Genomic DNA, 25512 nt, shown 5'->3' on the forward strand with positions numbered 1-25512 from the left:
TTCGGCTTCGGCTTCGGCTTCGGCTTCGGCTTCGGCTTCGGCTTCGGCTTCGGCTTCGGCTTCGGCTTCGGCTTCGGAAGGCGTTTCTTCTACGGGGTCAGCATCGTCAACAGGTGCCTCATCCGGGATCTGGACAATGTCCTCGACTGCGTCAGCCTTGGGGTCATCTTCCGGCTTTTGATCGGTTTTCTTCTTACCAGCCACCGCAATGTTCCCCTTTTCGAATCCAAAACAACCTGAACAACTAACCAGACTAAGTTAATCTGTGGCCTCGCCGCCCTCAACCCGCATCGCATGTTTCACAAGCTTTTTAACGGCTTTCCGCATTTTCTTCGGTGTCGGCTCTTTGGCAATCTTCAGGCGGGCATAATCCAAGGAATAAAGGGGTTCAGCCGTGGCCTCGCTGATTGCAGCCAGCCAAAGTGGAGCCGAACCCACCCAGATGTCGGCAAATTGTCGCGCTGTTCTGGGTGAAAATATGGGGGCAATCACCGGTTCATTGCCCTCAGCAACGGCGCCTGCCCGATCTGTGAGCGGTAACAGGTGCTGTTTATAGACAGGCTGTTCACGCACAGCCAGACCGGATTCGGTCAACCGTTCAGCAATGTTACCACGGCTGTGTTCCCCCCGAAGATGAAGCAGCGGGCTTTGGGGCCGGTGCTTTAGCAGGTTTGCAATCAGCTCTTCGGCGGTAGCACCCACCATCTGGGCATCCCAGCCAGCGCCTTTGGCCGTTCCGGTGGTAACAGGACCCACACAAAAGGCCGGCATCTTTCGAGATACATCTAAAGACATCGCCGCATTTACGGCGTTGGCCGAAGTAAAGATCAGCCCCTTTGCTTCATCCGCATGCACTTGCACCGCCAAAGGTTTTATTTCCAGGATCGGCGAATGGATAACCTCTACCCGGCTTCTGATGCGGGTTGGCAACTGCGCGACGAACCTTTCAGACGCAGCGCGCGGGCGGGTCATCAACAAATACAACAGTTGGCGCCTTCGGCCTTGGGATTGTTTGCATCCGCGCAGGGTGATACCCCGCTTGGCAACCAAGGTGTAACGGATCAGGCCAATGGTGCAAACACTTACTGTCCTCGGGTTGGAAAGCAGCTGTGATGACACGGCCGCCGCAGTCGTGCGCCAATCCGATGATACAGCCGCCAAGGTGCTGTCCTCGGTTGTCTATGGCCAGACCGAATTGCACAGCGCATTTGGTGGCGTGGTCCCTGAAATTGCCGCCCGCGCGCATGCGGAAAAGCTGGATATCTGTGTGATGCAGGCGTTAGAGGCCGCGGGTCTGGGCCTTGCCGACATGGACGCTATTGCCGTAACCGCCGGTCCCGGCCTGATTGGGGGGGTTATGTCAGGCGTCATGTGCGCCAAAGGGATCAGTGCCGCCACGGGCCTGCCATTGATCGGAGTCAACCATCTGGCCGGTCACGCGCTGACGCCACGCCTGACGGACGGGATCGCGTTTCCCTACCTGATGCTGCTGGTCTCGGGCGGGCACTGCCAATATCTGATTGCCCATGGGCCCGAGCAATTCACCCGTCTCGGCGGCACCATCGACGATGCCCCGGGAGAGGCCTTTGACAAGACAGCCCGCCTGCTGGGCCTACCGCAACCCGGTGGCCCCTCGGTCGAGGTCGAAGCCCGCACGGGCGATCCCAAGCGGTTCCGGTTTCCGCGGCCACTGCTGGACCGTCCGGGCTGCGATTTGTCCTTTTCCGGGCTCAAGACCGCGCTGATGCGAATGCGCGACCAGATCGTGGCTGAAAAAGGTGGCCTGACGCGACAGGACCGCGCGGATCTTTGCGCCGGGTTCCAACAGGCCATCGTGGACACTTTGGCCGAGAAAACCCGCCGCGCGATTGACCTGTACCTATCGGAAGCGCCTGCAGAGGCCGTGGTGTCTGTTGCGGGTGGCGTTGCCGCAAATACGGCCATTCGCACTGCGTTAGAGACTGTTTGTGCCGAAAAGGGCGCCAGATTTACCGCCCCTCCCTTAGCCTTATGCACCGACAATGCCGCCATGATCGCCTATGCCGGGATCGAGCGGTTTCGCACCGGTGCCCGCGATGATCTGACCCTGACCGCGCGTCCGCGTTGGCCTCTGGATCAAACCAGCCCGGCCATGTTGGGCAGCGGCAAAAAAGGAGCCAAAGCATGAGCGTGTCGGTTCTGGGATCCGGAGCGTTTGGAACAGCTCTGGCGATTTCGCTGGCCGGGAAAGGCCCCGTCACGCTATGGGCTCGGGATCCGGATCAGGCCCAGATGATGCAGAACCAGCGCGTAAACAGCGCGCGCCTGCCGAATGCACCTTTGCCCAAGGCGATTACGGTTACTTCGGACGCTGATCTGGCGTCAGAAAGCGAAATCATCCTCCTGTCCGTGCCGATGCAGAAATTGCGGAGCGCGTTGTGTACGCATTCCGCTACCCTCAGAGATAAAACGCTGGTCGCCTGCTGTAAGGGGATAGAGCTGACCTCGGGCCTTGGGCCGGTTTCCGTTATCCGTGAAACCATCCCAGAGGCGCGCGCTGCGTTGTTGACCGGGCCAAGCTTTGCGGACGACATCGCGCGCGGCCTTCCCACCGCATTGACCCTCGCTTGTGCGGATGATGCGATTGGCCGTGACCTGCAGCATGAATTGAGCACCACAAATCTGCGCCTCTATCGCACTGCGGATACTGTCGGTGCCGAGCTCGGCGGGGCCCTGAAAAACGTCATGGCCATCGGGTGCGGGGCCTGCATTGGCGAAGGCATGGGCGAAAGCGCCCGTGCCGCCCTTATGACGCGGGGCTTTGCCGAGATGCAGCGCTTTGCGCTGATGCGCGGGGCCCGCCCTGAAACATTGATGGGCCTGTCGGGTATGGGTGATCTGGTACTGACCTGCTGTTCCGAACTGTCCCGGAACTATCGATTTGGCCTGTCGCTTGGGCGTCAGGATGCTTTTGACACAAACACAACCGTCGAAGGTGTTGCCACGGCCAAGGCTTTGGCCAAAATTGCCAAAGCAGAAGATTTGGACATGCCCATTAGCACCATCGTGTCAGAAATAAGCACCGGAGAATGCAGCGTTGGTGAAGCCATGCGCTGGCTGCTGAACCGACCCCTGAAGGAGGAATAACATGCTGATCGCCCTTATCGCCAAGGATAAACCCGACGCGCTGCAAACCCGGCTGGATAACCGTTCCGCCCATCTTGCCTATATCGAGGAAACCGGTGTTGTTGCCCAGGCCGGGCCCCTTCTGGAAGGCGATGCGATGATCGGATCACTGATCATCCTCGAGGTCGAGGATATGACGGCGGCGCAAAACTGGGCCGACAATGATCCCTATGCCAAGGCAGGTCTGTTCCAGTCAGTTGATCTGATCGTCTGGAAAAAGGTGGTCGGCTGATGGCGTATTGGCTGTTCAAATCCGAACCCTCGACCTGGAGTTGGGACCAGCAAGTCGCCAAGGGCGCAGAGGGCGAAGAATGGGATGGGGTGCGCAACTATCAGGCACGCAATTTCATGCGGCAGATGGCCGTGGGCGACCGTGGTTTTTTCTATCATTCGCAAAAAGACAAGGCGATTGTCGGCATTGTTGAGGTTTGCGCCGAAGCCCATCCAGACAGCACCACCGAGGATGAGCGTTGGGAATGTGTGGATATCAAAGCCGTGCGCCCGTTCACCATCCCGGTCACGCTGGATCAGATCAAAGTGGATGAACGTCTGGATGAGATGGTTCTGGTCAAGAATTCCCGCCTGTCCGTACAACCGGTCAGCGATGCCGAGTGGCAGGTGATCTGCGATCTGGGGCAGACGAAGTCGGATTGATTAAAGGGAAGGTCCTGACAGATGCAGAACCTTCCCTACCCCGCGTGCTCCCGACTCACCACACGCGTATAGAATTTCGGTTCTGACCGTCCTGGTCACAAACTGACACTAGCCCATTTGGCCGGTTTGGCACAAACAACAAGTACCTAAAATTGGAAACGCCCGCCACAGATCGGGCGGGCGCTGATTGGTCGAAACCCGGATTTAGCTATAGACCGACTCTTTGCCGAAATGCTTGGTCAGCATATAGTAAACGACAGCACGATACTTGTTACGCTCGGACATGCCATAGGTTTCCAGCGCCTTGTTGATCGCTTCCATCAACTCGGGGCCGTCGGAAAGGCCCAGTTTCTTGACCAGGAAGTTGTTTTTGACGGTCTCAAGCTCACCTGACTGAGTGGCTGCCACGGTCGACGCGTCGGCGTCATAAATCGCCGGACCACATCCGATTGTGACCTTGGTCAAGAGGTCCATGTCGGGGTCCATCCCGCATTTGTTTTTCAGATCATCTGCGTATTTGGCGATCAGTTCGTCGCGTTTTCCCATGAATATTTCTCCCGTTGAGCAGCTTTGGCTGCGATTTTCAATGCGCCTATGAACAGGTGTCGGAAGGTTAGTCAGTTGTTCTGTTTACACAAAGGGAAAATTTCAGGTCATTCCCCGTAAGCGAAATTATGGCAGCACAGATAGACTCTGCGTACCACAATGCCTGATTCTGGCCTTCTGCAAGGGTCAGGTGGTTTGGATTTAGGGCGCAGCGGGAAAATGTTGAAACCAGCGCAGCGTGCCGACATGGCACCTACTAACCGACCGGTGGTTATCTGCAATATCCCCAACCCGGTCCCTGAAGATGGAAGTGGTCCGCATGCAGCCGGTTGTAGTTTGGCCCAAGTACCACCTGAAACCATTCGCATGCACCCCGGCCAATCCGGTGTAGAAAATCTGCTTCGGGTCCGGGTGTTGTCCAGTCCGACAGCAGGCTCAGGCTTCGCCCATCTGCCAACTCGACCCCGACAATATCGATGGCATCAGCGGTGGCATGACTGCTCCAACCGCTGTCCTTTCCCTGCGCGGTGCGCATTCGCCGGCAGTTATAGCTGCCCAGGTGGCGCAAGCTGCGCACCCTGCTGCCAAACATCTCGCGCGCGGCGGGTTGGACCACATGGTGTTCCCACATGGCCAATCGCAGAGCCGTGGCACAACGGGTCTCGACGCCATTGACGCTGGCCGTGGTTAAGCCCGAGAGAACCCCGCGCCCGGCTATTCCGCATTTCTCGTCGACAATCAGATCCTCGACCAGGGAAAAGCTTACCCCCGCCCCGGCCAATGCGGCCCTGCACTGCGTTTCATCGGCCAAAGCTCGTCGCATTTGCACAGGTGTGACCGGCGTGACCCGAGCCGTAATGGTCAGATCTCGCAAAGGGTTCCAGTGGTCCGGAACCGGTGATTGCGGGTGGGACAAAAGCCAGTAGCCACCCCCACCCATCAAAACCACCAAGGCGAGTGCTGAGAAAACGAAAGACGCCGCCAGATGCAATATCCGACGGCGTCCAGGAGGTTTGGTCATGCCTGACCCGCAATCAATAGCGGTAATGTTCAGGCTTATAGGGGCCTTCCGGATTCACACCGATATACGATGCCTGTTCGCTGTCCATCTGCGTCAGCTTCACGCCGATACGGTCCAGATGCAGGCGTGCAACCTTCTCGTCCAGATGTTTAGGCAGGATGTAGACCTTGTTTTCGTACTGATCGCCTTTGGTGAACAGCTCAATCTGGGCCAACACCTGATTGGTGAACGAAGCCGACATCACAAAAGACGGATGACCGGTGGCGTTGCCCAGATTCAGCAGGCGGCCTTCGGACAGCAGGATCAGACGATTGCCCGAGGGCATCTCGATCATGTCCACCTGTTCCTTGATGTTGGTCCACTTGTGGTTCTTCAGGCTAGCCACCTGAATTTCGTTGTCAAAGTGACCAATGTTGCCGACGATGGCCATGTCCTTCATCGCGCGCATATGCTCGATGCGGATCACATCCTTGTTGCCGGTCGTGGTGATGAAGATATCCGCGCTGTCAACTTCGTCTTCCAGCAGCGTAACCTCGAACCCGTCCATCGCGGCCTGCAGGGCGCAGATCGGATCAACTTCGGTCACTTTCACACGGGCACCGGCACCGCGCAGCGACGCGGCCGAGCCTTTGCCCACGTCACCATAGCCACAGACCACGGCAACTTTACCAGCCATCATAGTGTCGGTGGCGCGGCGGATACCGTCGACCAGCGATTCCTTACAGCCATATTTGTTGTCGAACTTCGACTTGGTGACACTGTCGTTGACGTTGATCGCAGGGAAAGGCAGTTGGCCTTCCCTGACCAGCTGGTACAGACGGTTCACGCCGGTCGTGGTTTCTTCGGACACGCCTTGGATCTGGTCGCGCATTTTGGTGAACCAACCGGGGGACGCGGCCATACGTTTGGCGATCTGCGCCTTGATGGCCTCTTCCTCTTCCGAGCCCGGTACGGGGATAATGTCTTCGCCCGCTTCGGCGCGGGCGCCCAGCAGGATATACAGCGTCGCATCGCCGCCATCGTCCAGGATCATGTTGGGGCCGTCGGTGAACAGGAAGGATTTGTCCAGATAATCCCAATGCTCTTCCAGCGTCTGGCCCTTGATGGCGAACACCGGAATTCCGGCTTCGGCAATCGCCGCCGCCGCGTGGTCCTGGGTTGAGAAGATGTTGCACGACGCCCAACGCACATCCGCGCCCAGCGCCACAAGTGTTTCGATCAGAACGGCTGTCTGGATGGTCATGTGCAGCGACCCGACAATACGCGCGCCCTTCAGGGGCTTTGCGTTACCGTATTCCGCGCGCAGGGCCATCAGGCCCGGCATCTCGGTCTCTGCAATATCCAGTTCTTTGCGGCCAAACCCGGCCAGCGAAATGTCTTTGACGATATAGTCCCCGGCCATCAGGTGCTCCATTCCGGTATAATTCAATCCGGGTTGCCCTAGCATCCCTTTCGGGACGTGGCAACGCAGATGGCCGGAAACGGGGTTTTAAGCCGCCAAAATCAACTTGGTATGCCCTCTACCTTGATTTTGGGGATCGCTTGGAAAAAGTCGGTCCCAACGGCGACAATGCAGCTGATGCCGTTCGGACGTGTCACCAAAACGGTATAGCTACCCGTTTCCTCTGAGGTCCAGACCTCCATCACCGATTGCGAGCCACGGGATTTTTGCAATCCGCCAAAGGCCAGTTCCTCGGAATAATTGTCCTGTAGCGTTGAAATCAGTTGATCACGCAACGCACAGCTTTGCTGGGCAAAGGCAGGCGGTGCAGTGGCGGCCATACCAAAGGCCAGAGCAATTCCTAACAAACGCTTGAACATAGCAAGCTCCTTTCGATACGAGTTACGTCCGAGAGGGGCACACCGGGAGGAGCATGCGCCCCCCTCGGTACAAATGTCGGTATCACCGCGCGCTTGTTCAAAGCACGATTGCTCAAGAAAAAGTTGGCAGCTGGTGATCTTGACAGGTACAGCTTACCACAAAAATGCGAATTTAATGTGTCCCACTTCACAAGGCATGGCAGAATGGCAACACAACCCCGCGCATGGCAAAGAATGCTGTCCGGGCGCAGGCTGGACCTGCTGGACCCAACACCGGTGGATATCGAGATTGAGGATATCGCGCATGGGCTGGCCTTTGTGGCCCGCTGGAACGGGCAGACACATGGCGATTTCGCCTATTCGGTGGCCGAGCATTCGCTGTTGGTCGAAGAGCTTTTTGGTCGTATTGCCCCCAAGGCACCGGTCAAATGGCGGCTGGCGGCCCTGCTACACGATGCGCCGGAATACGTGATCGGAGATATGATCTCTCCGGTCAAATCCGCTGTCGGTCCCGACTATGGCGCACTGGATGACCGGCTGGCTGCGGCGATCCACATCCGGTTTGGCCTGCCCGCTGCGGTGCCTAAAACGGTTAAACGGCAAATCAAAAAGGCCGACAAGATCAGCGCCTGGATGGAAGCCACCCAGATCGCGGGCTTTTCCGAGGCCGAGGCGACAAAATTCTTCGGCCGCCCGGACAGGGTTATTATGGAAGGGCTGCAGATCAAATTGCGGCCACCCGTTGAAGTAAGATGTGCCTATACGCATAGACATTCGGCATTGATGGCCGAGATTGGGCCCTGACCACTATCAGCCTTCTGATCGCGCCACCTTCTGAAAGACGTTACCGTCAATCTCATGGGCATGCCAACGCACTGGCGTCGCCTTCAGATTTGTTATTTCGGCCTTGCCCTCAGTCTTTTGTACTTCAATCTGCATAATCGTGCTGCTGGCAATGTCTCTATCGGCGAAACCCCACAGCAGACTTCCTAGGGAATAGGCGATTGGCACCGTCCGATCTCCGGTCTGCGTGCGATACAGCTGAATCGGCTGAGGGACATGGGGGTGGTGGCAGACGATAAGATCAGCTCCGAATTCGGCCAAGTCCTGTGCGGCCTCTTGCTGCGCTCGGCGCGGGAACAGCTCGAACTCATGACCCCAATGAATAATCGCAATAACCAGATCACAGCCAGCCGCTTTTGCGTTCGAAATCTGTGACTTTAGAAGGGTGGTGTCCGGCGCTTGATGCTTTGAAGTCAGCTTGGCGATATTGATGCTCTGCTTTTGACCTTCAGGAAGCGCGTGGCCGTTGGTACCAAAAGCGCAGGACGCAAATCCGAACTTTATCCCTTTTCGTTCGATCGTTTTGACGGCTGTGGCTTCTGTCAAACTCTCATTCACGCCGATTTGCATGATATTTCTGTCACTTAAGACGTTTAGAGTCGTCTCAAGCCCCTCAACACCCATGTCGAGAATGTGGTTGTTTGCAAGGTTCAAAACATCAATGAACCTCTCGTTATGGCTGGTCAAAGCATCGAACTGTTCTTCCGACGCACATTCGGTCGGCGGGCCGGCGTCCCCGATCACTTCGTCAATCAAAGGCTGTGTCGTTACAGGTGACTCGTAGTTGGCGACCAAAATATCATCCTGAAACAAAAGATCTTCGATCTCAGCATATACCTGGTCTTTTGCGACACTGGCCCTGTGGGTTCTTAGAATGTCCCCGGCAAAGCTCAGAGTGACCGAATTTGATGTGTCACTGATGCCAGCGGTTGAAAGTTGTACCGTCGTTTTAGTCATAAAGCCGGACTGATCCAGCTCCGCTTCAGGCTGCTGAATGGGGTTCTTACTTTTATAGACCCAGTACAGGTTGTCCAAAATGTTCATTTCGGAAAGCTCACCCGCAGCGCCCTTTCGTGGTCGCGCCCAAAACCCAAATCTCTCTGCTGCCCAGGTGACAACAGAGACAATGACTTTAAGGGCAGGGTTGGAAATACGGAGGCTTTCGTATGGCGTATTAGGGAGCGGCGACACTTCGATACATCTCAACTATTTGTTCGGAAAATATAATTATTGAACTTAACGACAACACAAACTGGTTAACAGACACTAAATTAAAGTCTTCAGGGGTGGCGGTCCATCAGCCGCGACAAAGCATATGTTTGGTGGCCGCATGTCGAGACTCAATTCGGTTTTTCGGCTTCATGAGTTCTGGTCTGTTATGCGCAAGCTAAACCCACGACCTCATCGCGGGCTACGCTTCGCCAAGATCCGTTGCAATGTCCGGCGGTGCATGTTCAGGCGTCGCGCGGTTTCACTGACGTTGCGATCACACAACTCATAGACCCGCTGGATATGCTCCCAGCGCACGCGATCCGCGCTCATTGGGTTTTCCGGCGGCGGGGGCAGCTCGTCGCCCTTTGCCAGCAATGCGTTGGTGATGTCGGTGGCGTCGGCGGGCTTCGACAAATAGTCGGTGGCACCGATCTTGACGGCAGCCACAGCGGTGGCAATCGCGCCGTACCCTGTCAGAACCACAACCCGGCTGTCGGGGCGCTTTTCGCGCAGCACTTCGACCACATCCAGGCCGTTGCCATCCTCCAACCGCAGGTCAACAACCGCATATGCAGGTGGACGTGCTGTGGAAATTGCGCGGCCAGCGGCGACAGAGCCCGCGGTTTCAACCTCGAACCCGCGTTTTTCCATGGCCTTGGCCAGACGTCTCAGAAACGGTTCGTCATCATCCACCAATAACAGCGATTTATCCGGGCCGATGTCGAGGTCAGAGCTGTCCGCCATATTCTATTCTTTCCGCTAATTCACGCCGTTGGCTTAAACATGAGTAATAGCAGCGCCATTGCAAAGGTCAAACAGACCGTTGCGTTCTAGATCTTGTCCAGAAAGCAGCCCACCTTGTCAGCCATCTGCTCGGCTGTGTCATTGCGATCGAAAAATTCGATAAACCCGTCCTGGGGTGTGACCAGATAAGTAAAGGTCGAGTGATCAACCAGATAGTACTCATCACTTTTGTCATGGGCCTTATAATAGGTCTTATAGGCCTTGCTGGCGGCCTTGACCTGATCGGGCGTGCCGGTCAGGGCGATGGTCTTACCACCAAGGTTAAAGGCGTAATCGGCCATAACTTCGGGTGTGTCGCGATCCGGGTCGATCGAGATAAACAGCGGCGTCACCGATTGCCCGCGTTCGGCCAGAATATCCACCGCTTCGGCATTGCGGGACATGTCAAAGGGGCAAACATCCGGACAGAAGGTATAGCCGAAGTAGACAAGCGTAGGTTCGGTTATCACCTGTTTGTCGGTCACAGTCTCGCCCTTGCCGTTGATCAGTTCGAAGGGCCCGCCAATGGTGGCCGTGCCCCCTGCGATCTGGCTGGACCGGCACTGCGCGAATTTGTCGTCCGAGCCTGCGCCGCGCGTCAGCAGCCACATGGCCCCCAGACCTACGGCCAAAACAACTGTTGCAAGGATAGCGTATAGACGGACCATGGCATCTTACCTGACGATAGAGGAGTTGTTGATCGTTCCGGCCGGGACACCTATCAAGATGAACAGCCGATGCAACAGGACATAATGGACCAATGGCAGATTCCAACATCACTTTTTGGCCTGGTCAGGAACGCAGCTGGATTCGCCTGCGGACGCTGATCCTGCTGCGCTGGGTGGCCATTTTTGGCCAGATCACCGCAATCACCGTGGCGCAACAGACCTATGATGTGCAGTTGGATGTGACGCTGTGCTATCTGGCCATCGGCATTTCGGTCATGGGCAACTTGACGGCTATTCTTGTCTTTCCACGCAACAAACGCCTGTCCGAGTTCGAAAACTTTCTGATGGTGTTGTTCGATTTGTTGCAGCTGACCATCCTGCTGTATCTTACCGGAGGTCTCAATAATCCGTTCGCCTTACTGTTGGTGGGCCCTGTGACGATCTCGGCCAATGTCATGAGCACCCGGTCAACGCTGATCATCGGTACGGTGGCCATCATTCTGACCACGCTGCTAGCCGAATTTCACCTTCCCCTGCACACGGATGGCGGTGTGGATCTTGAGATCCCCGATATCCTTCTGTTCGGAAACTGGGCTGCCATCGTTATCGCGATCGTTTTCCTGGGGGCCTATTCCCACCGCGTAAGCTCTGAGGTGCAGTCGATGTCTCAGGCGCTGTCGGCCACGCATATGGCCCTCGCACGTGAACAGAAACTGACCGATCTTGGTGGAGTTGTCGCCGCCGCCGCGCACGAACTTGGAACACCTCTGGCAACAATCAAACTGACCAGTGCCGAACTGATTGAAGAGCTGGACGACCGCCCGGATCTGAAAGAAGACGCCGCCTTGATCCGCGAACAGGCCAATCGTTGCCGCGACATTCTGCGCGACATGGGGCGGGCTGGTAAAGACGACCTCCACCTGAGACAGGCCCCCCTGTCCACTGTCATCCATGAGGCCGCCGAGCCACATATCAACCGCGGCAAGCAGGTTCACTTTGCCGAAGGCCCGGTGGGGGATGGCGATGTTCAACAGCCTTCGATCCTGCGTAAACCTGAGATCATCCACGGAATGCGCAACCTCATCCAGAATGCTGTGGATTTCGCGCGCAGCAACGTCTGGGTCGAAGCGGAATGGACAGCCGAAAGGATTACGATCAACATCATGGATGACGGCCGCGGGTATCCTTCGCAAATGATTGGCCGGATCGGGGATCCGTTCATGCGCCGACGGCGGGCAGAATCGGAAAAGCGGGCCCGGCCGGAATATGAAGGTATGGGCCTGGGCCTGTTCATCGCAAAAACCCTACTGGAACGCAGCGGTGCGCATTTGGATTTCGCCAATGGCTCTGATCCATATCAGACCTTGTCGGACAATCCCGAACGTATAGGGGCCATCGTCCGGGTATCCTGGCCGCGAAAACTTGTGGATGCACAGACCGGCGACACCCCCGTTCCTTCAGGTGTAAATCAGCATATCCAAGTCTGAGTTAAGACCCCGTTAACCATTTCCACCCATAGCTATACCCGTGAATTCACCGCGGGAGAGCACATGGTCGACTGGATCATATTGGCCGTCATCAGTGTGGTGTCTGCCAGTCTGGCGGTTCAATGGCTTTTGCCCCGTCGTCAGCAGACAAGTGACAATTTCGGCCTGTCCGAGCCGGCCTCGTTGTTCAATGTCGTGTTTCTGTTCGACGGTGACCGCCTGATCAGCCACACAGACATCGCTCTGGATGGGTTTGAGGCTGTGCGCGACTGGTCAGATCTGCGTCGGCTGCTGCAGCGGGATTTTCCGGGCTTTCCTGAAACCCCTGAACGCGTCAGGCACGAAGGGAATCTTGTCATCCCCGCCATTGATTGCTCGGTCGAGCGGGACGTTTTGTGCGAATGGATCGACGGGGTCGTGCGCGTACAGCTGCGGGAAAGCTCTGATTACCCCAGAACCGTATTGCGCGAGAATAGCGATCCGATCCGCCTGGCGATGGAGCTGGCGCCCTACCCGGTCTGGCATCTGGATTATCAAAACAAGATCCGCTGGTGCAACGCCGCCTATGTCTCGCTTGTCCGCAAAGTGCGCGGTGGCGATACCGACCTGACTGCACCTCTTTTTCCCGGGCCCGAAAATGGCGCGCGTATCAGCGCCAAGACCCGTGTATTCATTTCGTCCGAAGACAGTGCAAACAAGCTTTGGTTTGACCTGACGATGGTGGACCATCCGGAAGGCAGCCTTTGCTACGCTGTGGACATCAACGCCATCGTCGCCGCCGAGACAGCGCAGCGAAAATTCGTACAGACGATGACCAAAACCTTTGCACAGCTGTCCATCGGCTTGGCCATTTTTGACAGAAATCGCCAACTTGCACTGTTCAACCCCGCCTTGATTGACCTGACCACCCTGCCCCCGGATTTCCTGAGCTGCCGCCCCAACCTGTCCAGTTTCTTTGACCGCCTGCGCGATCAGCACATGATGCCGGAACCCAAGAACTATCGCAGCTGGCGTAATCAGATGAACGATCTGCTGGAGGCCGCAGAAGACGGAAATTACCAGGAAACATGGTCGCTGCCATCCGGCTCGGTCTATTCCGTCAGCGGCCGCCCGCACCCGGATGGTGCGGTGGCCTTTCTGTTCGAAGATATCACGGCCGAGATCACGTTGACCCGCCGCTTTCGGGCGGAAATGGATTTGATGCAATCCATCCTGGATAAGCTGGCCGACGCGGTTGCCGTTTTCGGTGATGACGGTACCTTGGCCTTCACCAATTATGCCTATCAGAAATTATGGGGTGAAGCCGATGGTGCCGGATTTGAACCCGACACGGTTCTGGACGTGACCCGCAACTGGCAGAAACATTGCACGGCCACTCCGATTTTGGGTGAAATCCGGGATTTCGTCGAAATGCGGGACAGCCGGGCTGAGTGGTCAGCCAGAATCCAAATGCGTAATGGAACCGATCTGAACTGCACCATCTGCCCATTGCAAAACGGGGCCACCATCATTCGCTTTGCCACGCACAATGCGTTGCCACAGCACGAGATACAGCAAATCAGCGCCTGAACCGGGTTGCAGCCAATCCAGCGTGGGGCCATTGTGGCGCCATGACGTTACCACCCCTCAGGATCACCCTGAATTCGCCCGAAGATACGACCAAATTTGCCAGTCGGCTGGGCGCAATTCTGCATCCGGGCGACATCCTGCTGCTGCAGGGTGAGATCGGAACCGGTAAGACCCATTTTGCGCGTAGTCTGATCCAGTCACTGATGACCCGATCCGAGGATGTGCCCTCGCCCACATTCACGCTGGTTCAGGTCTATGACACCCGTAAAGGTGAGATCTGGCACTGCGATCTATACCGGCTGAGCGCGGTGGAGGAAGTCGAAGAGCTTGGGCTGGCCGAGGCGATGGAACAAGCGATCTGCCTGATTGAGTGGCCCGAGAAACTGGGCCCGCTGACACCCGGTTCTGCCCTGACCATGACATTTGAAACAGACCCGGACATGCTGGATATGCGCCACATCACCCTCACATGGACCTACGAAAAATGGGCTCAAAAACTGGAGGTCAGCGAATGACAAACCGCGCCGTCCTTGCCGAAGCCCTGATTTCACACACGCCGTGGTCCAAGGCCCACCGAGAGCCTTTGGCGGGGGATGCCTCGAACCGCCGGTACGAGCGCCTGACCGACCCGGTCACGGGCAAGTCCGCTGTTCTGATGGATTCGCCCCCGGGCCAGGCGGAACCGGTCGAAGCCTTCGTACGGATGGCCCGGCATTTACAATCTATCGGGCTAAGCGCCCCACAGATCTACGCCGAAGACACGCAATATGGGTTTCTTCTTCTGGAAGACCTTGGCGATGACCTGTTCGCGCGGGTTCTGGTCAAACATCCCGATATGGAGCGGGAATTATACGAGGCGGCGACAGATGTTCTGATCACGTTGCACGAGGCCCCGACCCTGTCGCTGCAATCTTACGGCCCGGCACTGATGACCGAGCTGGCGGCCTTATCCTTCACCAAATACGCCCAAGGGGTTCTTGGCAATTATGACCAGGATGCGCAGGATCGGTTCGAACACCGATTTGCTGATATCCTGCATCAAGAAACATCCGGCACCAAAGTTGTTGTCCAAAGGGATTACCACGCAGAAAACCTGATCTGGCTCCCTGACCGCCAAGGGGTTGAGCGCGTTGGATTACTGGATTTTCAGACCGCCATGCTGGGCCATCCTGCCTATGATCTGGTGTCTTTGCTCCAGGATGTGCGCCGCAAAGTGACGCCGGGTACGGAAATGCGGATGGTCAGCCACTATATCTCGGCTACGGGCATCAACGATCATGATTTCCGCAGTGCCTATGCCGTGCTGGGGGCTCAGCGAAATCTGCGGATTCTTGGTGTGTTTACCCGGCTTGCGACCGAGTATGGCAAACCCCATTATGTCGATTTGATCCCGGCTGCGTGGGGCCATCTGATGCGGGATCTGGATCACCCGGCGCTAGTGAATGTTGCCGACCTGCTGCGCGCGGCTCTGCCCGCGCCAACACCCGAAAACCTGAACAGGCTCAGACAGAGATGACCCAGCCCCCCAATGCCGTCATGCTGTTCGCAGCCGGGTTCGGCACCCGCATGGGCACCCTGACCCTGAACCGCCCCAAGCCGCTGATCGAGGTAGCCGGGCGCCCGCTGATCGACCACGCGCTTGATTTGGTTGACGCGCTTGGACCGGTTCGCAAAGTGGCCAACCTGCACTATCTGCCGGGTCAGCTTGAGACGCATTTGGCACCGAAAGACGTACTTGTTTCACACGAACAGCCCGACATTCTGGATACTGGGGGCGGATTACGGGCAGCTTTGCCCTTATTAGGGTCTGATTCAGTGTTCACGTTGAATTCAGATGCCATATGGTCCGGCCCGAACCCGCTGACAATGCTGCGGGCCGCCTGGAATCCTGATTTGATGGACGCGTTGCTCATGTGCATCCCAACCGCGCAGGCGATCGGCCATGCCGGGGCCGGGGATTTTACCGCAGATGAGTCGGGCCGGATCACGCGTGGCCCCGGTTTGATCTATGGCGGCGCGCAGATCACGAAAACGGGCGGATTGGCCGAGATCCCAGACAAAGCGTTTTCGCTAAACCTGCTTTGGGATCGGATGCAGAAGAATGATGGGTTGTTTGCCTTGACCTATCCCGGCCGCTGGTGCGATGTTGGCCATCCCGAAGGGATCGCCCTGGCCGAAGGTCTGTTGGCGGATGTTTGACCCCTCAACCCTGCCCCGCGTCTTTGCCGTACCTCCGGGCGCGGATTTTCCACAGGCGCTGGTTCAAGGACTCAGAAATCGCTGTTCTGCCCTCCCACCCGAGGCTTTGGCCCGCGCAGAGCTGGTTGTGAACACGCGGCGCATGGCCCGCAGGGTGCGCGACCTGTTCGACCAAGGCCCGGCCTGTTTGTTGCCGCGTCTGTCACTGGTGACCGATCTGGGTGAAAGCGTGAATCTGGCGCAGATTCCGCCCGCCATTCCGCCTCTGCGACGGCGGCTGGAATTGACGCAGCTGGTCTCGAAGCTGCTGGATCAACAACCGGATCTGGCGGCGCGCTCGTCTTTGTTTGACCTATCAGACAGTCTGGCCGCATTGATAGATGAGATGCAGGGCGAAGGCGTTTCACCCGAAGCGATCCGGCGGCTGGATGTCGGCGACATGTCTGGGCATTGGGCCCGCGCGCAGGCGTTTATCGGGATTGCGGATCAGTTCATCGACACAGAAGACGACATCCTGGACACGCAGGCCCGGCAGCGCCGCGTGGTCGAGAACCTAATCGAACATTGGCGAGCGGATCCACCTCAGCACCCGGTCATTCTTGCCGGCTCGACGGGGTCACGGGGAACGACACTGATGCTGATGCAAGCCGTTGCCTGCCTGCCGCAGGGCGCATTGATCCTGCCGGGTTTTGACTTTGACCAGCCCGATCAGGTTTGGGCTCAGCTGGATGCGGCGTTAACCTCTGAGGATCACCCGCAATACCGGTTCCGGAAGCTGATGAACCAGCTTGGGCAGAACCCGGATCAAATCACAGCCTGGACCCAGGACAATCCACCCTCACCCGCCCGTAACAAACTGATATCGCTTGCGTTACGCCCTGCCCCGATCACGGATGCATGGATGTCCGAAGGTCCACAACTGACCGATCTGCATGGTGCAACCAAGGACCTGACCCTGGTCGAGGCGCAGTCCCCCCGGGCCGAGGCCCTGGCCATAGCACTCCGCATGCGAGAGGCGGCTGAAACCGGCCAGACCGCCGCTCTGATCACCCCCGACCGCATGCTGACTCGTCAGGTCAGCGCTGCGCTGGACCGGTGGAGCATCCTGCCCGATGACAGTGCTGGCCTGCCGCTGCAGCTGTCCCCACCCGGACGGTTCCTGCGCCATGTCGCGGCCCTGTTCGCGCGTCGATTGGACGGCGAAGCGCTGTTGACCCTGCTGAAACATCCGCTCTGCCATGACGGGGGCGAGCGTGGTTCTCATCTGTTGCACACGCGCGATCTGGAACTGGACCTGCGCCGCCACGGGCCGCCTTTCCCGGATGCCGCCAGCCTGACGGCATTTGCCATCCGCAAAGAGGTGCCCGAAGGCTGGGTCCAGTGGTTGGTGCAGCATTTCTGCGAACAGCAAATCGATGATGAGCTGCCGCTGGCGGATTGGGTCGATCGCCTCTGCGGGTTGGCTCAGGCCATTTCCGCCGGTCACACTGACGATCCCGGCACTTTGTGGGACAAGAACGCCGGTCAAAAGGCCCTGGCGGTTGTGACCGAGCTGCGAAATGAGGCTCAGCATGGCGGCACCATGACCGCCCATGACTTTGCCGATCTGCTGGGTGCTTTGCTGGCCGGAGAAGAAGTCCGCGACCGCGACGCGCCACACCCCCGGATCATGATCTGGGGCACACTCGAGGCCCGGGTGCAGGGCGCGGATTTGCTAATCCTTGGCGGTTTGAACGAGGGCAGCTGGCCCGAGGCGCCCGCGCCTGATCCCTGGCTGAACCGGCAGATGCGCGATAAGGCCGGGCTGTTGCTGCCAGAGCGGCGCATTGGCCTGTCGGCACATGACTTTCAGCAGGCTATCGGCGCGCCCGAGGTCTGGCTGACCCGGTCGACCCGGTCCGACGATGCCGAAACCGTTCCTTCCCGCTGGTTGAATCGGTTAACCAACCTCTTGAGTGGCCTGGCAGAACAGGGTGGCCAAGCCGCCCTTGCAGAAATGCGCGGCCGAGGGCGGCAATATCTGGGATGGTCCGAACAACTTGAATACGCTCCAGAAATCAAGGCGGCACCGCGCCCATCTCCGCGCCCTCCGGTCGGGTCGCGCCCGCGCCGCCTGAGCGTCACCGAGATCAAGCGCCTGATCCGTGATCCTTATGCGATCTACGCCAAACATGTGCTGCGGTTGAAACCTCTGGACCCTTTGGTTCAGGCCCCGGATGCGCTGCTGCGCGGGATTGTAATCCATGAGATTTTGGAGCAGTTCGTGAAGGACAGCGTGTTGGACACGGCCTTGCTGACACGCGAAAGCTTCCTGAAACGCGCCGAAAGCCTGCTGGTCCAGCATGTCCCATGGCCCACAGCGCGCAAATTATGGCTCGCGCGGCTGGAACGGATTGCGGATGATTTCCTGCGGGCCGAGAACACCCGGCGCAGCGATGGTGGGCCTGTGGCTTTTGAGGCCGCGATGAAACTGGCGCTCAGTCCGCTGGATTTCACCATAGTCGGGCGCGCCGACCGCATTGACCTGAACAGCCGCGGGGCGCTGCGGCTGGTCGACTATAAAACCGGTGCGCCTCCGACCGAAAGCCAGCAGGCCAAGTTTGACAAACAGTTGCTGATCGAAGCCGCAATGGCCGAGCAGGGCGGGATCGAAGGGTTTGACCCGCTGCCTGTGGCCGAAGCAATTTTTGTCGGCATGGGCGGCACCTATAAAGAGATACCCGCGCCTCTGACCAAAGAGCCGGTCGACAAGGTCCTGGCTGAGCTGAAACAGCTGATTTCCTCTTATTTAGAGCCTGATCAAGGCTTCACCTCGCGCCGCATGCTGCACAAGGATACCGATATCGGGGACTATGATCATCTGGCACGTTTCGGTGAGTGGGACCGAACCAGCAACAGCGCCCCCGAGGACCTGAAATGAGCGCCCGCAACGACGCCACCGAACGGCAGGTGCAGGCCGCACGACCCGATGCCTCGACCTGGCTGGCGGCAAATGCGGGATCTGGCAAAACGCGGGTTCTGACCGATCGGGTGGCGCGGCTGTTGCTGGACGGGGTGCAGCCGCAACACATCCTCTGCCTGACTTACACCAAGGCTGCAGCCAGCGAGATGCAAAACCGGTTGTTCAAACGCCTCGGTGAGTGGGCCATGCTGGGGGATGCACCGCTATTGGCGCAGTTGACCGATCTGGGCGTTCAGGGCGCGATTGACCCGGACCGCCTGGCGCAGGCCCGCACATTGTTTGCCCGTGCGATCGAAACGCCCGGCGGGCTGAAAATTCAGACCATCCACTCTTTCTGCGCCTCGCTACTGCGCCGTTTCCCACTTGAGGCCGGAGTGAGCCCTCAATTCACCGAGATGGAGGATCGGGCCGCCGCCTTGCTGCGCGAAGAAATCGTCGAGGATTTTGCCCAAGGGCCGATGGCCAATCTGATCGGCGATGTCGCCCGTTTTGTGACTGACACAGGGTTCGACAAGCTGACCGCCGCCATCACGCAAAAGCGCAATCTGTTTGCGCAGACCGTCGATTGGTCGCAGGTTTTGCAGCAATTCAATCTGCCCGCCGGTTTTGACGAACAGCTCTTGCTGGGTCAGGTGTTTTTGGGGGGCGAGGCCGAACTTGTCCGCAGCGTCCTGCCCGCACTGACCGAAAGCGGCGGGAACAACGCCAAGGCAGCCACCAGGCTTGCGGCCTTCACCCGCGCCGAAATCGGTGCGCTGCCGGTGCTTGAAGATGTATTTCTGACCGGAAAGGCGGCCAAGGACCCGTTTACCGCCAAGATTAACGCTTTCCCGACCAAACCCCTGCGCGAAGGTGTTCTGGCGGGTCAGATGCCACAGCTAGAGGCGTTGATGTTGCGCATCGAAGCCGCGCGTGAACAGCGGCTTGCACTGGTTGCGGCCCGTAAAACGCTGGTACTTCACCGGTTCGCAATGGCCTTTCTGCCGGAATATGAGCGGCGCAAACAACTGCGTGGCTGGCTGGACTTTGACGACCTGATCTTGCGCGCCCGAAACGTACTGAACGACCCGGCGGTAGCGTCTTGGGTATTGTACCGGCTGGACGGCGGGATTGACCATATCCTTGTCGATGAGGCGCAGGACACCAGCCCGGACCAATGGGACGTCGTCGAAAAACTGGCGCAGGAATTCACCAGCGGGGAGGGGGCCCGGTCCGGGATTGAGCGCACTATTTTCGTGGTGGGTGACAAGAAACAGTCGATCTATTCCTTTCAAGGCGCCGACCCTCAGGCCTTTGACCGGATGCAGGCCGAGTTTGGGCGGAAACTGGCAGAATCAGGCTCTAAACTGTGGGATTCCACGCTGGAGTACTCGTTCCGATCCTCCAGCGCCATTCTGACTCTGGTCGATATCCTGTTCGAAAACCATGCCGAGGCCGGGTTTCACAAAGAAAGCCAGCACCGCGCCTTCAAGTCCGATCTGCCAGGGCGCGTCGACCTATGGCCGGTGGTCGAAAAAGTCAAAGACGAGGAAGATACCGAATGGACCGACCCGGTGGACCGCCCTGGAGCGCGCCACCATACCGTTGTTCTGGCCGAGCAGGTTGCACAGTCGATCAGGGATATGATCGAACAGGGGGAAACCATCCCCGAAGATGGCGAGGTACCGGGCAGTTTCGTCCGGCGAAAGGTACAGCCGGGGGATTTTCTGATCCTCGTCCAGCGCCGCTCGGACCTGTTTGCTGAGATCATCCGCGCCTGCAAGGCTGCCGAACTGCCGATTGCAGGGGCTGACCGGTTGAAGGTCGGAGCCGAGCTTGCGGTCAAGGACCTGGCCGCTCTGCTGAGCTTTTTGGCCACGCCCGAGGACAGCCTGTCGCTGGCCACGGTACTGAAATCTCCTCTGTTTGGATGGTCAGAACAGCAGCTTTTTGATCTGGCGCATCGGCGGCAAGAACAATTCCTGTGGGCGGCGCTGCGCAATCGGGCCGATGAGTTTCCCGATACGCTGACAATTCTGAACGACCTACGCGGTCAGATCGACTTTCTGCGCCCCTATGACCTGATCGAGCGGATTCTGACCCGTCATCACGGGCGGCGCCTGCTGTTGGGGCGGCTGGGCCCCGAGGCCGAAGACGGTATCAACGCGCTGTTGTCCCAGGCGCTGGCCTATGAACGTACCGACATTCCCAGCCTGACCGGCTTTCTGGTCTGGATGCAGACCGACGATCTGGAAATCAAACGGCAGATGAGCGGTGTCGGCAACATGATCCGCGTGATGACCGTGCACGGATCGAAAGGGTTGGAAGCCCCCATCGTGATCCTGCCGGATACCGGCAGACGGCAAGCCCCGCGCGATGCCGAGATCATGGTGACGGATGCTAAGCCACTATGGAAAGTACCGGCAGACGCGTCCCCGGCGCTGATCGCGCAGGCGCGAGCCGAGGCGCGCGAACGGGAAGAGAATGAACGGTTGCGCCTATTATACGTGGCGCTGACCCGTGCAGAGAAGTGGCTAATCGTAGGTGCGGCAGGGGATGTCGGCAAGGACGGAACCAGTTGGTATCAACTGGTGCAGGCGGCTATGGCGCGGGCAGGGGCAACAGCTCTGCCCAACAGTGAGATCCTGCGCTTGTCGCACGGAGATTGGCATGATCCGGAATTTATCGAACACACAGGCGCCGTTCATGCCCACAGCGAATTGCCGCCGACCTTCCTGAATTCCGCCCCCGCGGTTGATGCGGCGCCGGAAACCCTCAGCCCGTCTGATCTGGGCGGGGCCAAAGCCTTGCCCGGGGACATGGGCCAGGATGAAGAGGCCGCCAAGCTGCGCGGCACCCGCCTGCACCTGCTGCTGGAGCATTTGCCGCGGGTCCTTCCTGAGAACTGGCCGCAGCTTTGCGCACGGGTTCTTCCCGATATGCGTGAGGCCGAGCGGCAAGGATTGCTGGCCGAGGCGCAAAATGTGTTAACGGCGGATCACCTGAAGGCAGTGTTCGCCCCCGATACCTTGGCCGAAGTCCCGGTAACGGCCGATCTGGGCGGGCGGCGTATCCATGGTGTCATTGACCGGCTGATCGTCACTGAAACGGACGTCCAAGTAATTGATTTTAAATCTAATATGACAGTTCCAGACAATGCAGCAACCTGCCCCGAAGGACTGCTGCGACAGATGGGTGCCTATGCTGATTCATTGTCGCAGATCTATCCAGACCGCGAAGTCAGAACTGCAATTCTGTGGACCCGAACAGCCCAGCTGATGTGGCTGTCACACGATCTGGTGAAAGCTGCGCTGACCCGTGCGCTGACGCCTTGACCTTGGCATACCCGACACCTAGTTTCAGTGACCAAGCATTCCCCATTCAGGAGACAGAATATGTCGACCGTAGCTGTTACCGACGATACTTTTGACGCCGAAGTCAAGAATTCCGACATCCCCGTAGTTGTCGATTTCTGGGCCGAATGGTGTGGCCCCTGTAAACAGATCGGACCCGCTCTGGAAGAGTTGGCGGCTGAATATGGCGACAAGGTCAAGATCGCCAAAGTCGATGTAGACAGCAACCCGAACTCTGCCGCCGCCATGGGCGTACGTGGCATCCCGGCGCTGTTCATCTTCAAGGATGGTCAGGTCGTTTCGAACCGCGCAGGCGCCGCACCGAAAGCCGCGCTGCAAAGCTGGATCGAAGAAGCGCTCTGATCCGGTTCGGGAAACAACGTTTGAAGGCGCCTTATTCGGGGCGCCTTTTTTCGTATCTGGGGCAAAGCGCTTCCGGCTGAATTGTCTGACTGGAAAAAGCTGCGCAGAAAAAGCCGCCCAGACCCGGGCGGCTTATCTTGAATTCACGAATTCTCGTGGATCAGAGGGTGGTGATATCCGCGCGGCACAGGCCGATATCGTCCAGCTGTTCATCACTGAGAGCCGACAGGGCATTGCGAGTTTTGCGGGATTCATTCCAATCGGCGGCTTTTTCAAAAGCGCCAAAAAACGCGTCCACTACATGCAGAATGGTAGCTGCTCCGAGCGGCGCATGGATATTTGCGGTAGTTGCCATTTGCGCATTCCTTATAAACAGAAACAGCCGACCCGTTGTCGGTTGTGAGCCTCATGTAGGATTTTCAACTGAGTCCCACAATTGCTGGTTTTACAGCCCCGATTTGCGTTTTTTGCATATCTTATAAGCAAGTTGTGAACTGTTGCGCTGCGGATGAGACCGGCCCATATAGAACAGCAGGCGAAAACGGAGGCCCCCATGGCAGACAGCGACTTTCCCGGTTGGCACGGCACAACCATTATTGGCGTCAAAAAAGGCGGGCAGGTGGTCATTGCCGGAGACGGGCAAGTCAGCTTGGGCCAGACCGTGATCAAAGGGACCGCGCGCAAGGTACGCCGCCTATCACCCGGCGGGTTCGAAGTTGTCGCTGGTTTCGCCGGATCAACCGCCGATGCCTTTACCCTGTTGGAGCGGCTGGAAACCAAGCTTGAGGCCACGCCCGGTCAACTGGCCCGCGCCTCGGTAGAGCTGGCCAAGGACTGGCGCACCGACAAATACCTGCAAAAGCTTGAGGCGATGTTGATCGTCACCGATGGCACCGATCTGCTGGTGATCACCGGGGCAGGGGATGTGCTGGAGCCGGAACACAACGTGGCTGCCATCGGATCGGGTGGCAATTTTGCCCTGGCGGCGGCGCGCGCGATGATGGATGGCGACAAACCGGCGGAACAAGTCGCCCGCGAAGCCATGGCCATCGCCGCCGATATCTGCGTCTATACCAATGGCAATCTCACGGTTGAGAAGATCGGCGGCTAATCCGGCTGCTTACCTTTTCGACGGCAGTTTTGGCCCCAGAATCGTTCCCGACCGGGCGCCAATATTCGGACCCGGCAGGTTTATCTGCCGAGAAGACCCTAGCCGACCCATGAATTGCCCAGACCGCGCGCCGAGATTTGGACCAACAGACTCAAGTGGGTAAAAACTGCGACCCATGAATTGCCCAGATCGCGCTCCAAGATTTGGGCCAACAGACTCAAGTGGATCAAACTTGCGCCCCATAAATTGGCCGGATTGGGAACCAGGCGGTTTCCTCGGCCCCAAAACTGTACTCGAACTTTCGTGTGCTGCCCGCTTGTTGACAACGTGACCGCCTAGATCAGAGGAATCTGCCAGAAACGGCGGCGGCGGCGCCACCTGCTGCGAAGGCAATGGGCCCGTGGCCAACAGCCCAATCAATAGTGCCGCGCCCGTAATCCTGAGGGATTGGATTACCTTCATCTTCCCTGCTCTCAATCGTGGACAATATCCGTCTAAGCCAATAGAGCCGAGATTTCCTTGGATTTCCAGCGCCGATGCATGCCGATCAGCCCCAGTATCGCCGCGACGATCACGATGTAATAGGGCAGGCGGATGTCGATACTCATCAACCCGCCGCCGATCAGGGACATGACGCCCCCGGCCAAACAGAAGACAGCCGTCGTCACCCCCATGACCCAGCCTTGATCGGTGTCGCTGACACTGGAGGAAAACAGGCCCAGCAGTGTCGGGTATGAGACGCCAAAGAAGAAATAGAAGAAAAAGACCGGGACATAGCTCAGCACACCGCTGGGGCTGAAGGCGAAACCTAGGCCGCTGATCACCATCACAACCAGTGAGACATAGATGATCTGGTGTTTGCTGAACCGTTCCTGCGCAGGTTTGACCAGGAAGGTGCTGGAAAAGGCCAGCGCAACCCCAATGACGACCATGGCCATGCTGCCGCCGATGACCCCGTATCCAAATGCGCTGGTCAGGAAGTTGTCGACAAACACATAGAAGGTCACATTGGCGATCATGAACAGGCCATAGACCGGCATGATTTTCAGAACCATCGGATGTTCGCGCACCGCTATCAGGCTGTCGGTGATATCGCGGGGGCGAAAGACAAAGGGCTCACGCTCGGTCCGGGTATCCTTGAAATACGCGGCGACAAGGAAAATGGCGATCAACACCAGAACAAAGGCGCCGTAGAATGGCGTTTTCAGCGTCGCCGCGCTGCCCAGCAGGGCCGAGTCCGACAGGACCGCGCCAATAATGGGACCGCCAACCAGGCCAAAGCTGACACCTGTCACGATATAGCCCATGTTGCGGTCGCGGTCAGCGGCATCGGTGCTGCCGTCAATCATTGCCGCCTGCGCGATAGGCTGGTTGCCAGCTGTGAACCCGGTGATCGACCGGCCGACAATCAACAGCAAAAGGCTGTTGAGATACAGCGCAGTGATGGTCAGCGCATAACCTATCAATGCCCCTCCCAGACACACTAACAGCGCGTTCTTGCGACCAATGGAATCTGAAACCTTAGAGACATAGACCACGCCCAGAAACCAGGACAGAAAGAAACAGCCAATCACCAAGCCGTAGTAGAAATGCCGGGTGCCCATGGCCGTGTTTTCAGGCAGGAACCCCGATTTCGTCTCCATGATCAATGAGTTGATGATCGGAAAGACCAACCCTTGCCCGATCAGGTCGACAAACACGACAAACAGCAGGGTGATCTTGGCAATCTTGGTCATTTCCGCGCTCCAGGCCCTCAACGCTTTGAAATCACTGTAC

At 58.0% G+C, this 25512-nt stretch carries 24 protein-coding genes and 1 pseudogene; 14 read left to right on the forward strand and 11 right to left on the reverse strand.

What is annotated here, in order from left to right; translation table 11 throughout:
* A pseudogene (locus tag AC2FIC_RS18035) lies at positions 1–204 on the reverse strand (hypothetical protein); the annotation flags it as partial.
* 54 nt (positions 205–258) lie between these two features.
* Positions 259–972 carry a uroporphyrinogen-III synthase gene (locus AC2FIC_RS18040; protein ID WP_496692580.1) on the reverse strand — a complete coding sequence of 238 codons (714 nt, stop codon included), beginning with the start codon at positions 970–972 and terminating at the stop codon, positions 259–261.
* 97 nt (positions 973–1069) lie between these two features.
* Between AC2FIC_RS18040 and tsaD the strand changes: the two genes are divergently transcribed.
* From tsaD to AC2FIC_RS18060, 4 genes are read left to right on the forward strand one after another with little or no spacing between them, the layout of a single operon-like run.
* Positions 1070–2167 carry a tRNA (adenosine(37)-N6)-threonylcarbamoyltransferase complex transferase subunit TsaD gene (gene tsaD / locus AC2FIC_RS18045; protein WP_496692581.1) on the forward strand — a complete coding sequence of 366 codons (1098 nt, stop codon included), beginning with the start codon at positions 1070–1072 and terminating at the stop codon, positions 2165–2167.
* Positions 2164–3126, forward strand: a complete 963-nt coding sequence (locus AC2FIC_RS18050; RefSeq protein WP_496692582.1) for an NAD(P)H-dependent glycerol-3-phosphate dehydrogenase — start codon at positions 2164–2166, stop codon at positions 3124–3126. Before tsaD ends, AC2FIC_RS18050 begins: the two co-directional genes overlap by 4 nt.
* A 1-nt stretch (position 3127) precedes the next feature.
* A complete protein-coding gene (locus tag AC2FIC_RS18055; RefSeq protein ID WP_282027485.1) occupies positions 3128–3397 on the forward strand; it encodes a YciI family protein in 270 nt (89 codons plus the stop codon).
* Entirely contained in the window at positions 3397–3819 is a 423-nt protein-coding gene (locus AC2FIC_RS18060) for an EVE domain-containing protein (protein WP_281995804.1), read from the forward strand. Before AC2FIC_RS18055 ends, AC2FIC_RS18060 begins: the two co-directional genes overlap by 1 nt.
* A gap of 204 nt (positions 3820–4023) precedes the next feature.
* Here AC2FIC_RS18060 and AC2FIC_RS18065 read toward each other — a convergent pair whose 3' ends face one another.
* The 4 genes from AC2FIC_RS18065 to AC2FIC_RS18080 all read right to left on the reverse strand — a co-directional run bounded on the left by AC2FIC_RS18065 (position 4024) and on the right by AC2FIC_RS18080 (position 7207).
* Complete coding sequence (locus AC2FIC_RS18065) at positions 4024–4365, reverse strand: DUF2853 family protein (RefSeq protein ID WP_496692583.1); 342 nt, start codon at positions 4363–4365, stop codon at positions 4024–4026.
* Positions 4366–4636: 271 nt separating this feature from the next.
* On the reverse strand, positions 4637–5386 hold the full coding sequence (locus tag AC2FIC_RS18070) for an extensin-like domain-containing protein (RefSeq protein WP_496692584.1): 750 nt from the start codon (positions 5384–5386) through the stop codon (positions 4637–4639).
* Between the two features lie 13 nt (positions 5387–5399).
* Positions 5400–6788: an adenosylhomocysteinase gene (ahcY, locus tag AC2FIC_RS18075; protein ID WP_282022174.1), complete on the reverse strand. Its 1389-nt coding sequence runs from the start codon at positions 6786–6788 to the stop codon at positions 5400–5402.
* A 101-nt stretch (positions 6789–6889) separates the two neighbouring features.
* Positions 6890–7207: a hypothetical protein gene (locus AC2FIC_RS18080; RefSeq protein ID WP_281995806.1), complete on the reverse strand. Its 318-nt coding sequence runs from the start codon at positions 7205–7207 to the stop codon at positions 6890–6892.
* A 204-nt stretch (positions 7208–7411) separates the two neighbouring features.
* On the opposite strand from AC2FIC_RS18080, the gene AC2FIC_RS18085 reads away from it, so the two are divergent.
* On the forward strand, positions 7412–8011 hold the full coding sequence (locus AC2FIC_RS18085) for an HD domain-containing protein (RefSeq protein WP_271950659.1): 600 nt from the start codon (positions 7412–7414) through the stop codon (positions 8009–8011).
* Between the two features lie 6 nt (positions 8012–8017).
* On the opposite strand, the gene AC2FIC_RS18090 is transcribed toward AC2FIC_RS18085, so the two are convergent.
* From AC2FIC_RS18090 to AC2FIC_RS18100, 3 genes are all read right to left on the reverse strand, one after another.
* Positions 8018–9094 carry a CapA family protein gene (locus tag AC2FIC_RS18090; RefSeq protein WP_496870200.1) on the reverse strand — a complete coding sequence of 359 codons (1077 nt, stop codon included), beginning with the start codon at positions 9092–9094 and terminating at the stop codon, positions 8018–8020.
* A gap of 357 nt (positions 9095–9451) precedes the next feature.
* Positions 9452–10006: an ActR/PrrA/RegA family redox response regulator transcription factor gene (locus tag AC2FIC_RS18095; RefSeq protein WP_142637470.1), complete on the reverse strand. Its 555-nt coding sequence runs from the start codon at positions 10004–10006 to the stop codon at positions 9452–9454.
* Positions 10007–10092: 86 nt separating this feature from the next.
* Complete coding sequence (locus AC2FIC_RS18100; protein WP_281973374.1) at positions 10093–10713, reverse strand: SCO family protein; 621 nt, start codon at positions 10711–10713, stop codon at positions 10093–10095.
* Between the two features lie 92 nt (positions 10714–10805).
* On the opposite strand from AC2FIC_RS18100, the gene regB reads away from it, so the two are divergent.
* The 8 genes from regB to trxA all read left to right on the forward strand — a co-directional run bounded on the left by regB (position 10806) and on the right by trxA (position 22625).
* On the forward strand, positions 10806–12200 hold the full coding sequence (gene regB, locus AC2FIC_RS18105; RefSeq protein ID WP_142637465.1) for a sensor histidine kinase RegB: 1395 nt from the start codon (positions 10806–10808) through the stop codon (positions 12198–12200).
* Between the two features lie 63 nt (positions 12201–12263).
* Positions 12264–13769, forward strand: coding sequence for a PAS-domain containing protein (locus AC2FIC_RS18110; RefSeq protein WP_142637463.1), 1506 nt, complete (start codon positions 12264–12266; stop codon positions 13767–13769).
* Between the two features lie 41 nt (positions 13770–13810).
* On the forward strand, positions 13811–14284 hold the full coding sequence (gene tsaE, locus AC2FIC_RS18115) for a tRNA (adenosine(37)-N6)-threonylcarbamoyltransferase complex ATPase subunit type 1 TsaE (RefSeq protein ID WP_496692587.1): 474 nt from the start codon (positions 13811–13813) through the stop codon (positions 14282–14284).
* Positions 14281–15285: an aminoglycoside phosphotransferase family protein gene (locus tag AC2FIC_RS18120; protein ID WP_496692588.1), complete on the forward strand. Its 1005-nt coding sequence runs from the start codon at positions 14281–14283 to the stop codon at positions 15283–15285. Before tsaE ends, AC2FIC_RS18120 begins: the two co-directional genes overlap by 4 nt.
* Positions 15282–15968, forward strand: a complete 687-nt coding sequence (locus tag AC2FIC_RS18125) for a nucleotidyltransferase family protein (RefSeq protein ID WP_496692589.1) — start codon at positions 15282–15284, stop codon at positions 15966–15968. The genes AC2FIC_RS18120 and AC2FIC_RS18125 overlap by 4 nt, the downstream gene beginning before the upstream one ends.
* Complete coding sequence (addB, locus tag AC2FIC_RS18130) at positions 15961–18888, forward strand: double-strand break repair protein AddB (RefSeq protein ID WP_496692590.1); 2928 nt, start codon at positions 15961–15963, stop codon at positions 18886–18888. The genes AC2FIC_RS18125 and addB overlap by 8 nt, the downstream gene beginning before the upstream one ends.
* Positions 18885–22244: a double-strand break repair helicase AddA gene (gene addA / locus AC2FIC_RS18135; RefSeq protein WP_496692591.1), complete on the forward strand. Its 3360-nt coding sequence runs from the start codon at positions 18885–18887 to the stop codon at positions 22242–22244. Before addB ends, addA begins: the two co-directional genes overlap by 4 nt.
* Positions 22245–22304: 60 nt before the next feature.
* Positions 22305–22625: a thioredoxin gene (trxA, locus tag AC2FIC_RS18140; RefSeq protein ID WP_271950641.1), complete on the forward strand. Its 321-nt coding sequence runs from the start codon at positions 22305–22307 to the stop codon at positions 22623–22625.
* A 160-nt stretch (positions 22626–22785) separates the two neighbouring features.
* Here trxA and AC2FIC_RS18145 read toward each other — a convergent pair whose 3' ends face one another.
* The gene (locus AC2FIC_RS18145) at positions 22786–22980 is read right to left on the reverse strand and encodes a DUF1127 domain-containing protein (protein ID WP_142637449.1); all 195 of its coding nucleotides are present in this window, start codon (positions 22978–22980) and stop codon (positions 22786–22788) included.
* Between the two features lie 198 nt (positions 22981–23178).
* Here AC2FIC_RS18145 and hslV point away from each other — a divergent pair, with 198 nt between their 5' ends.
* Entirely contained in the window at positions 23179–23736 is a 558-nt protein-coding gene (hslV, locus tag AC2FIC_RS18150; RefSeq protein WP_496692592.1) for an ATP-dependent protease subunit HslV, read from the forward strand.
* A 494-nt stretch (positions 23737–24230) separates the two neighbouring features.
* Here the strand turns inward: hslV and AC2FIC_RS18155 are convergent, their stop codons facing one another.
* Positions 24231–25472: an MFS transporter gene (locus AC2FIC_RS18155; protein ID WP_496692593.1), complete on the reverse strand. Its 1242-nt coding sequence runs from the start codon at positions 25470–25472 to the stop codon at positions 24231–24233.
* Positions 25473–25512 lie beyond the last annotated feature (40 nt).

It is taken from the genome of Ruegeria sp. CDSC079 (assembly GCF_059610505.1).

Coding starts and splice junctions, on each gene's coding strand:
- AC2FIC_RS18040 (WP_496692580.1), bottom strand. CDS start 972: ATGACCCGCCCGCGCGCTGCGTCTGAAAGGTTCGTCGCGCAGTTGCCA.
- tsaD (WP_496692581.1), top strand. CDS start 1,070: ATGGTGCAAACACTTACTGTCCTCGGGTTGGAAAGCAGCTGTGATGAC.
- AC2FIC_RS18050 (WP_496692582.1), top strand. CDS start 2,164: ATGAGCGTGTCGGTTCTGGGATCCGGAGCGTTTGGAACAGCTCTGGCG.
- AC2FIC_RS18055 (WP_282027485.1), top strand. CDS start 3,128: ATGCTGATCGCCCTTATCGCCAAGGATAAACCCGACGCGCTGCAAACC.
- AC2FIC_RS18060 (WP_281995804.1), top strand. CDS start 3,397: ATGGCGTATTGGCTGTTCAAATCCGAACCCTCGACCTGGAGTTGGGAC.
- AC2FIC_RS18065 (WP_496692583.1), bottom strand. CDS start 4,365: ATGGGAAAACGCGACGAACTGATCGCCAAATACGCAGATGATCTGAAA.
- AC2FIC_RS18070 (WP_496692584.1), bottom strand. CDS start 5,386: ATGACCAAACCTCCTGGACGCCGTCGGATATTGCATCTGGCGGCGTCT.
- ahcY (WP_282022174.1), bottom strand. CDS start 6,788: ATGGCCGGGGACTATATCGTCAAAGACATTTCGCTGGCCGGGTTTGGC.
- AC2FIC_RS18080 (WP_281995806.1), bottom strand. CDS start 7,207: ATGTTCAAGCGTTTGTTAGGAATTGCTCTGGCCTTTGGTATGGCCGCC.
- AC2FIC_RS18085 (WP_271950659.1), top strand. CDS start 7,412: ATGGCAACACAACCCCGCGCATGGCAAAGAATGCTGTCCGGGCGCAGG.
- AC2FIC_RS18090 (WP_496870200.1), bottom strand. CDS start 9,094: ATGAACATTTTGGACAACCTGTACTGGGTCTATAAAAGTAAGAACCCC.
- AC2FIC_RS18095 (WP_142637470.1), bottom strand. CDS start 10,006: ATGGCGGACAGCTCTGACCTCGACATCGGCCCGGATAAATCGCTGTTA.
- AC2FIC_RS18100 (WP_281973374.1), bottom strand. CDS start 10,713: ATGGTCCGTCTATACGCTATCCTTGCAACAGTTGTTTTGGCCGTAGGT.
- regB (WP_142637465.1), top strand. CDS start 10,806: ATGGCAGATTCCAACATCACTTTTTGGCCTGGTCAGGAACGCAGCTGG.
- AC2FIC_RS18110 (WP_142637463.1), top strand. CDS start 12,264: ATGGTCGACTGGATCATATTGGCCGTCATCAGTGTGGTGTCTGCCAGT.
- tsaE (WP_496692587.1), top strand. CDS start 13,811: ATGACGTTACCACCCCTCAGGATCACCCTGAATTCGCCCGAAGATACG.
- AC2FIC_RS18120 (WP_496692588.1), top strand. CDS start 14,281: ATGACAAACCGCGCCGTCCTTGCCGAAGCCCTGATTTCACACACGCCG.
- AC2FIC_RS18125 (WP_496692589.1), top strand. CDS start 15,282: ATGACCCAGCCCCCCAATGCCGTCATGCTGTTCGCAGCCGGGTTCGGC.
- addB (WP_496692590.1), top strand. CDS start 15,961: ATGTTTGACCCCTCAACCCTGCCCCGCGTCTTTGCCGTACCTCCGGGC.
- addA (WP_496692591.1), top strand. CDS start 18,885: ATGAGCGCCCGCAACGACGCCACCGAACGGCAGGTGCAGGCCGCACGA.
- trxA (WP_271950641.1), top strand. CDS start 22,305: ATGTCGACCGTAGCTGTTACCGACGATACTTTTGACGCCGAAGTCAAG.
- AC2FIC_RS18145 (WP_142637449.1), bottom strand. CDS start 22,980: ATGGCAACTACCGCAAATATCCATGCGCCGCTCGGAGCAGCTACCATT.
- hslV (WP_496692592.1), top strand. CDS start 23,179: ATGGCAGACAGCGACTTTCCCGGTTGGCACGGCACAACCATTATTGGC.
- AC2FIC_RS18155 (WP_496692593.1), bottom strand. CDS start 25,472: ATGACCAAGATTGCCAAGATCACCCTGCTGTTTGTCGTGTTTGTCGAC.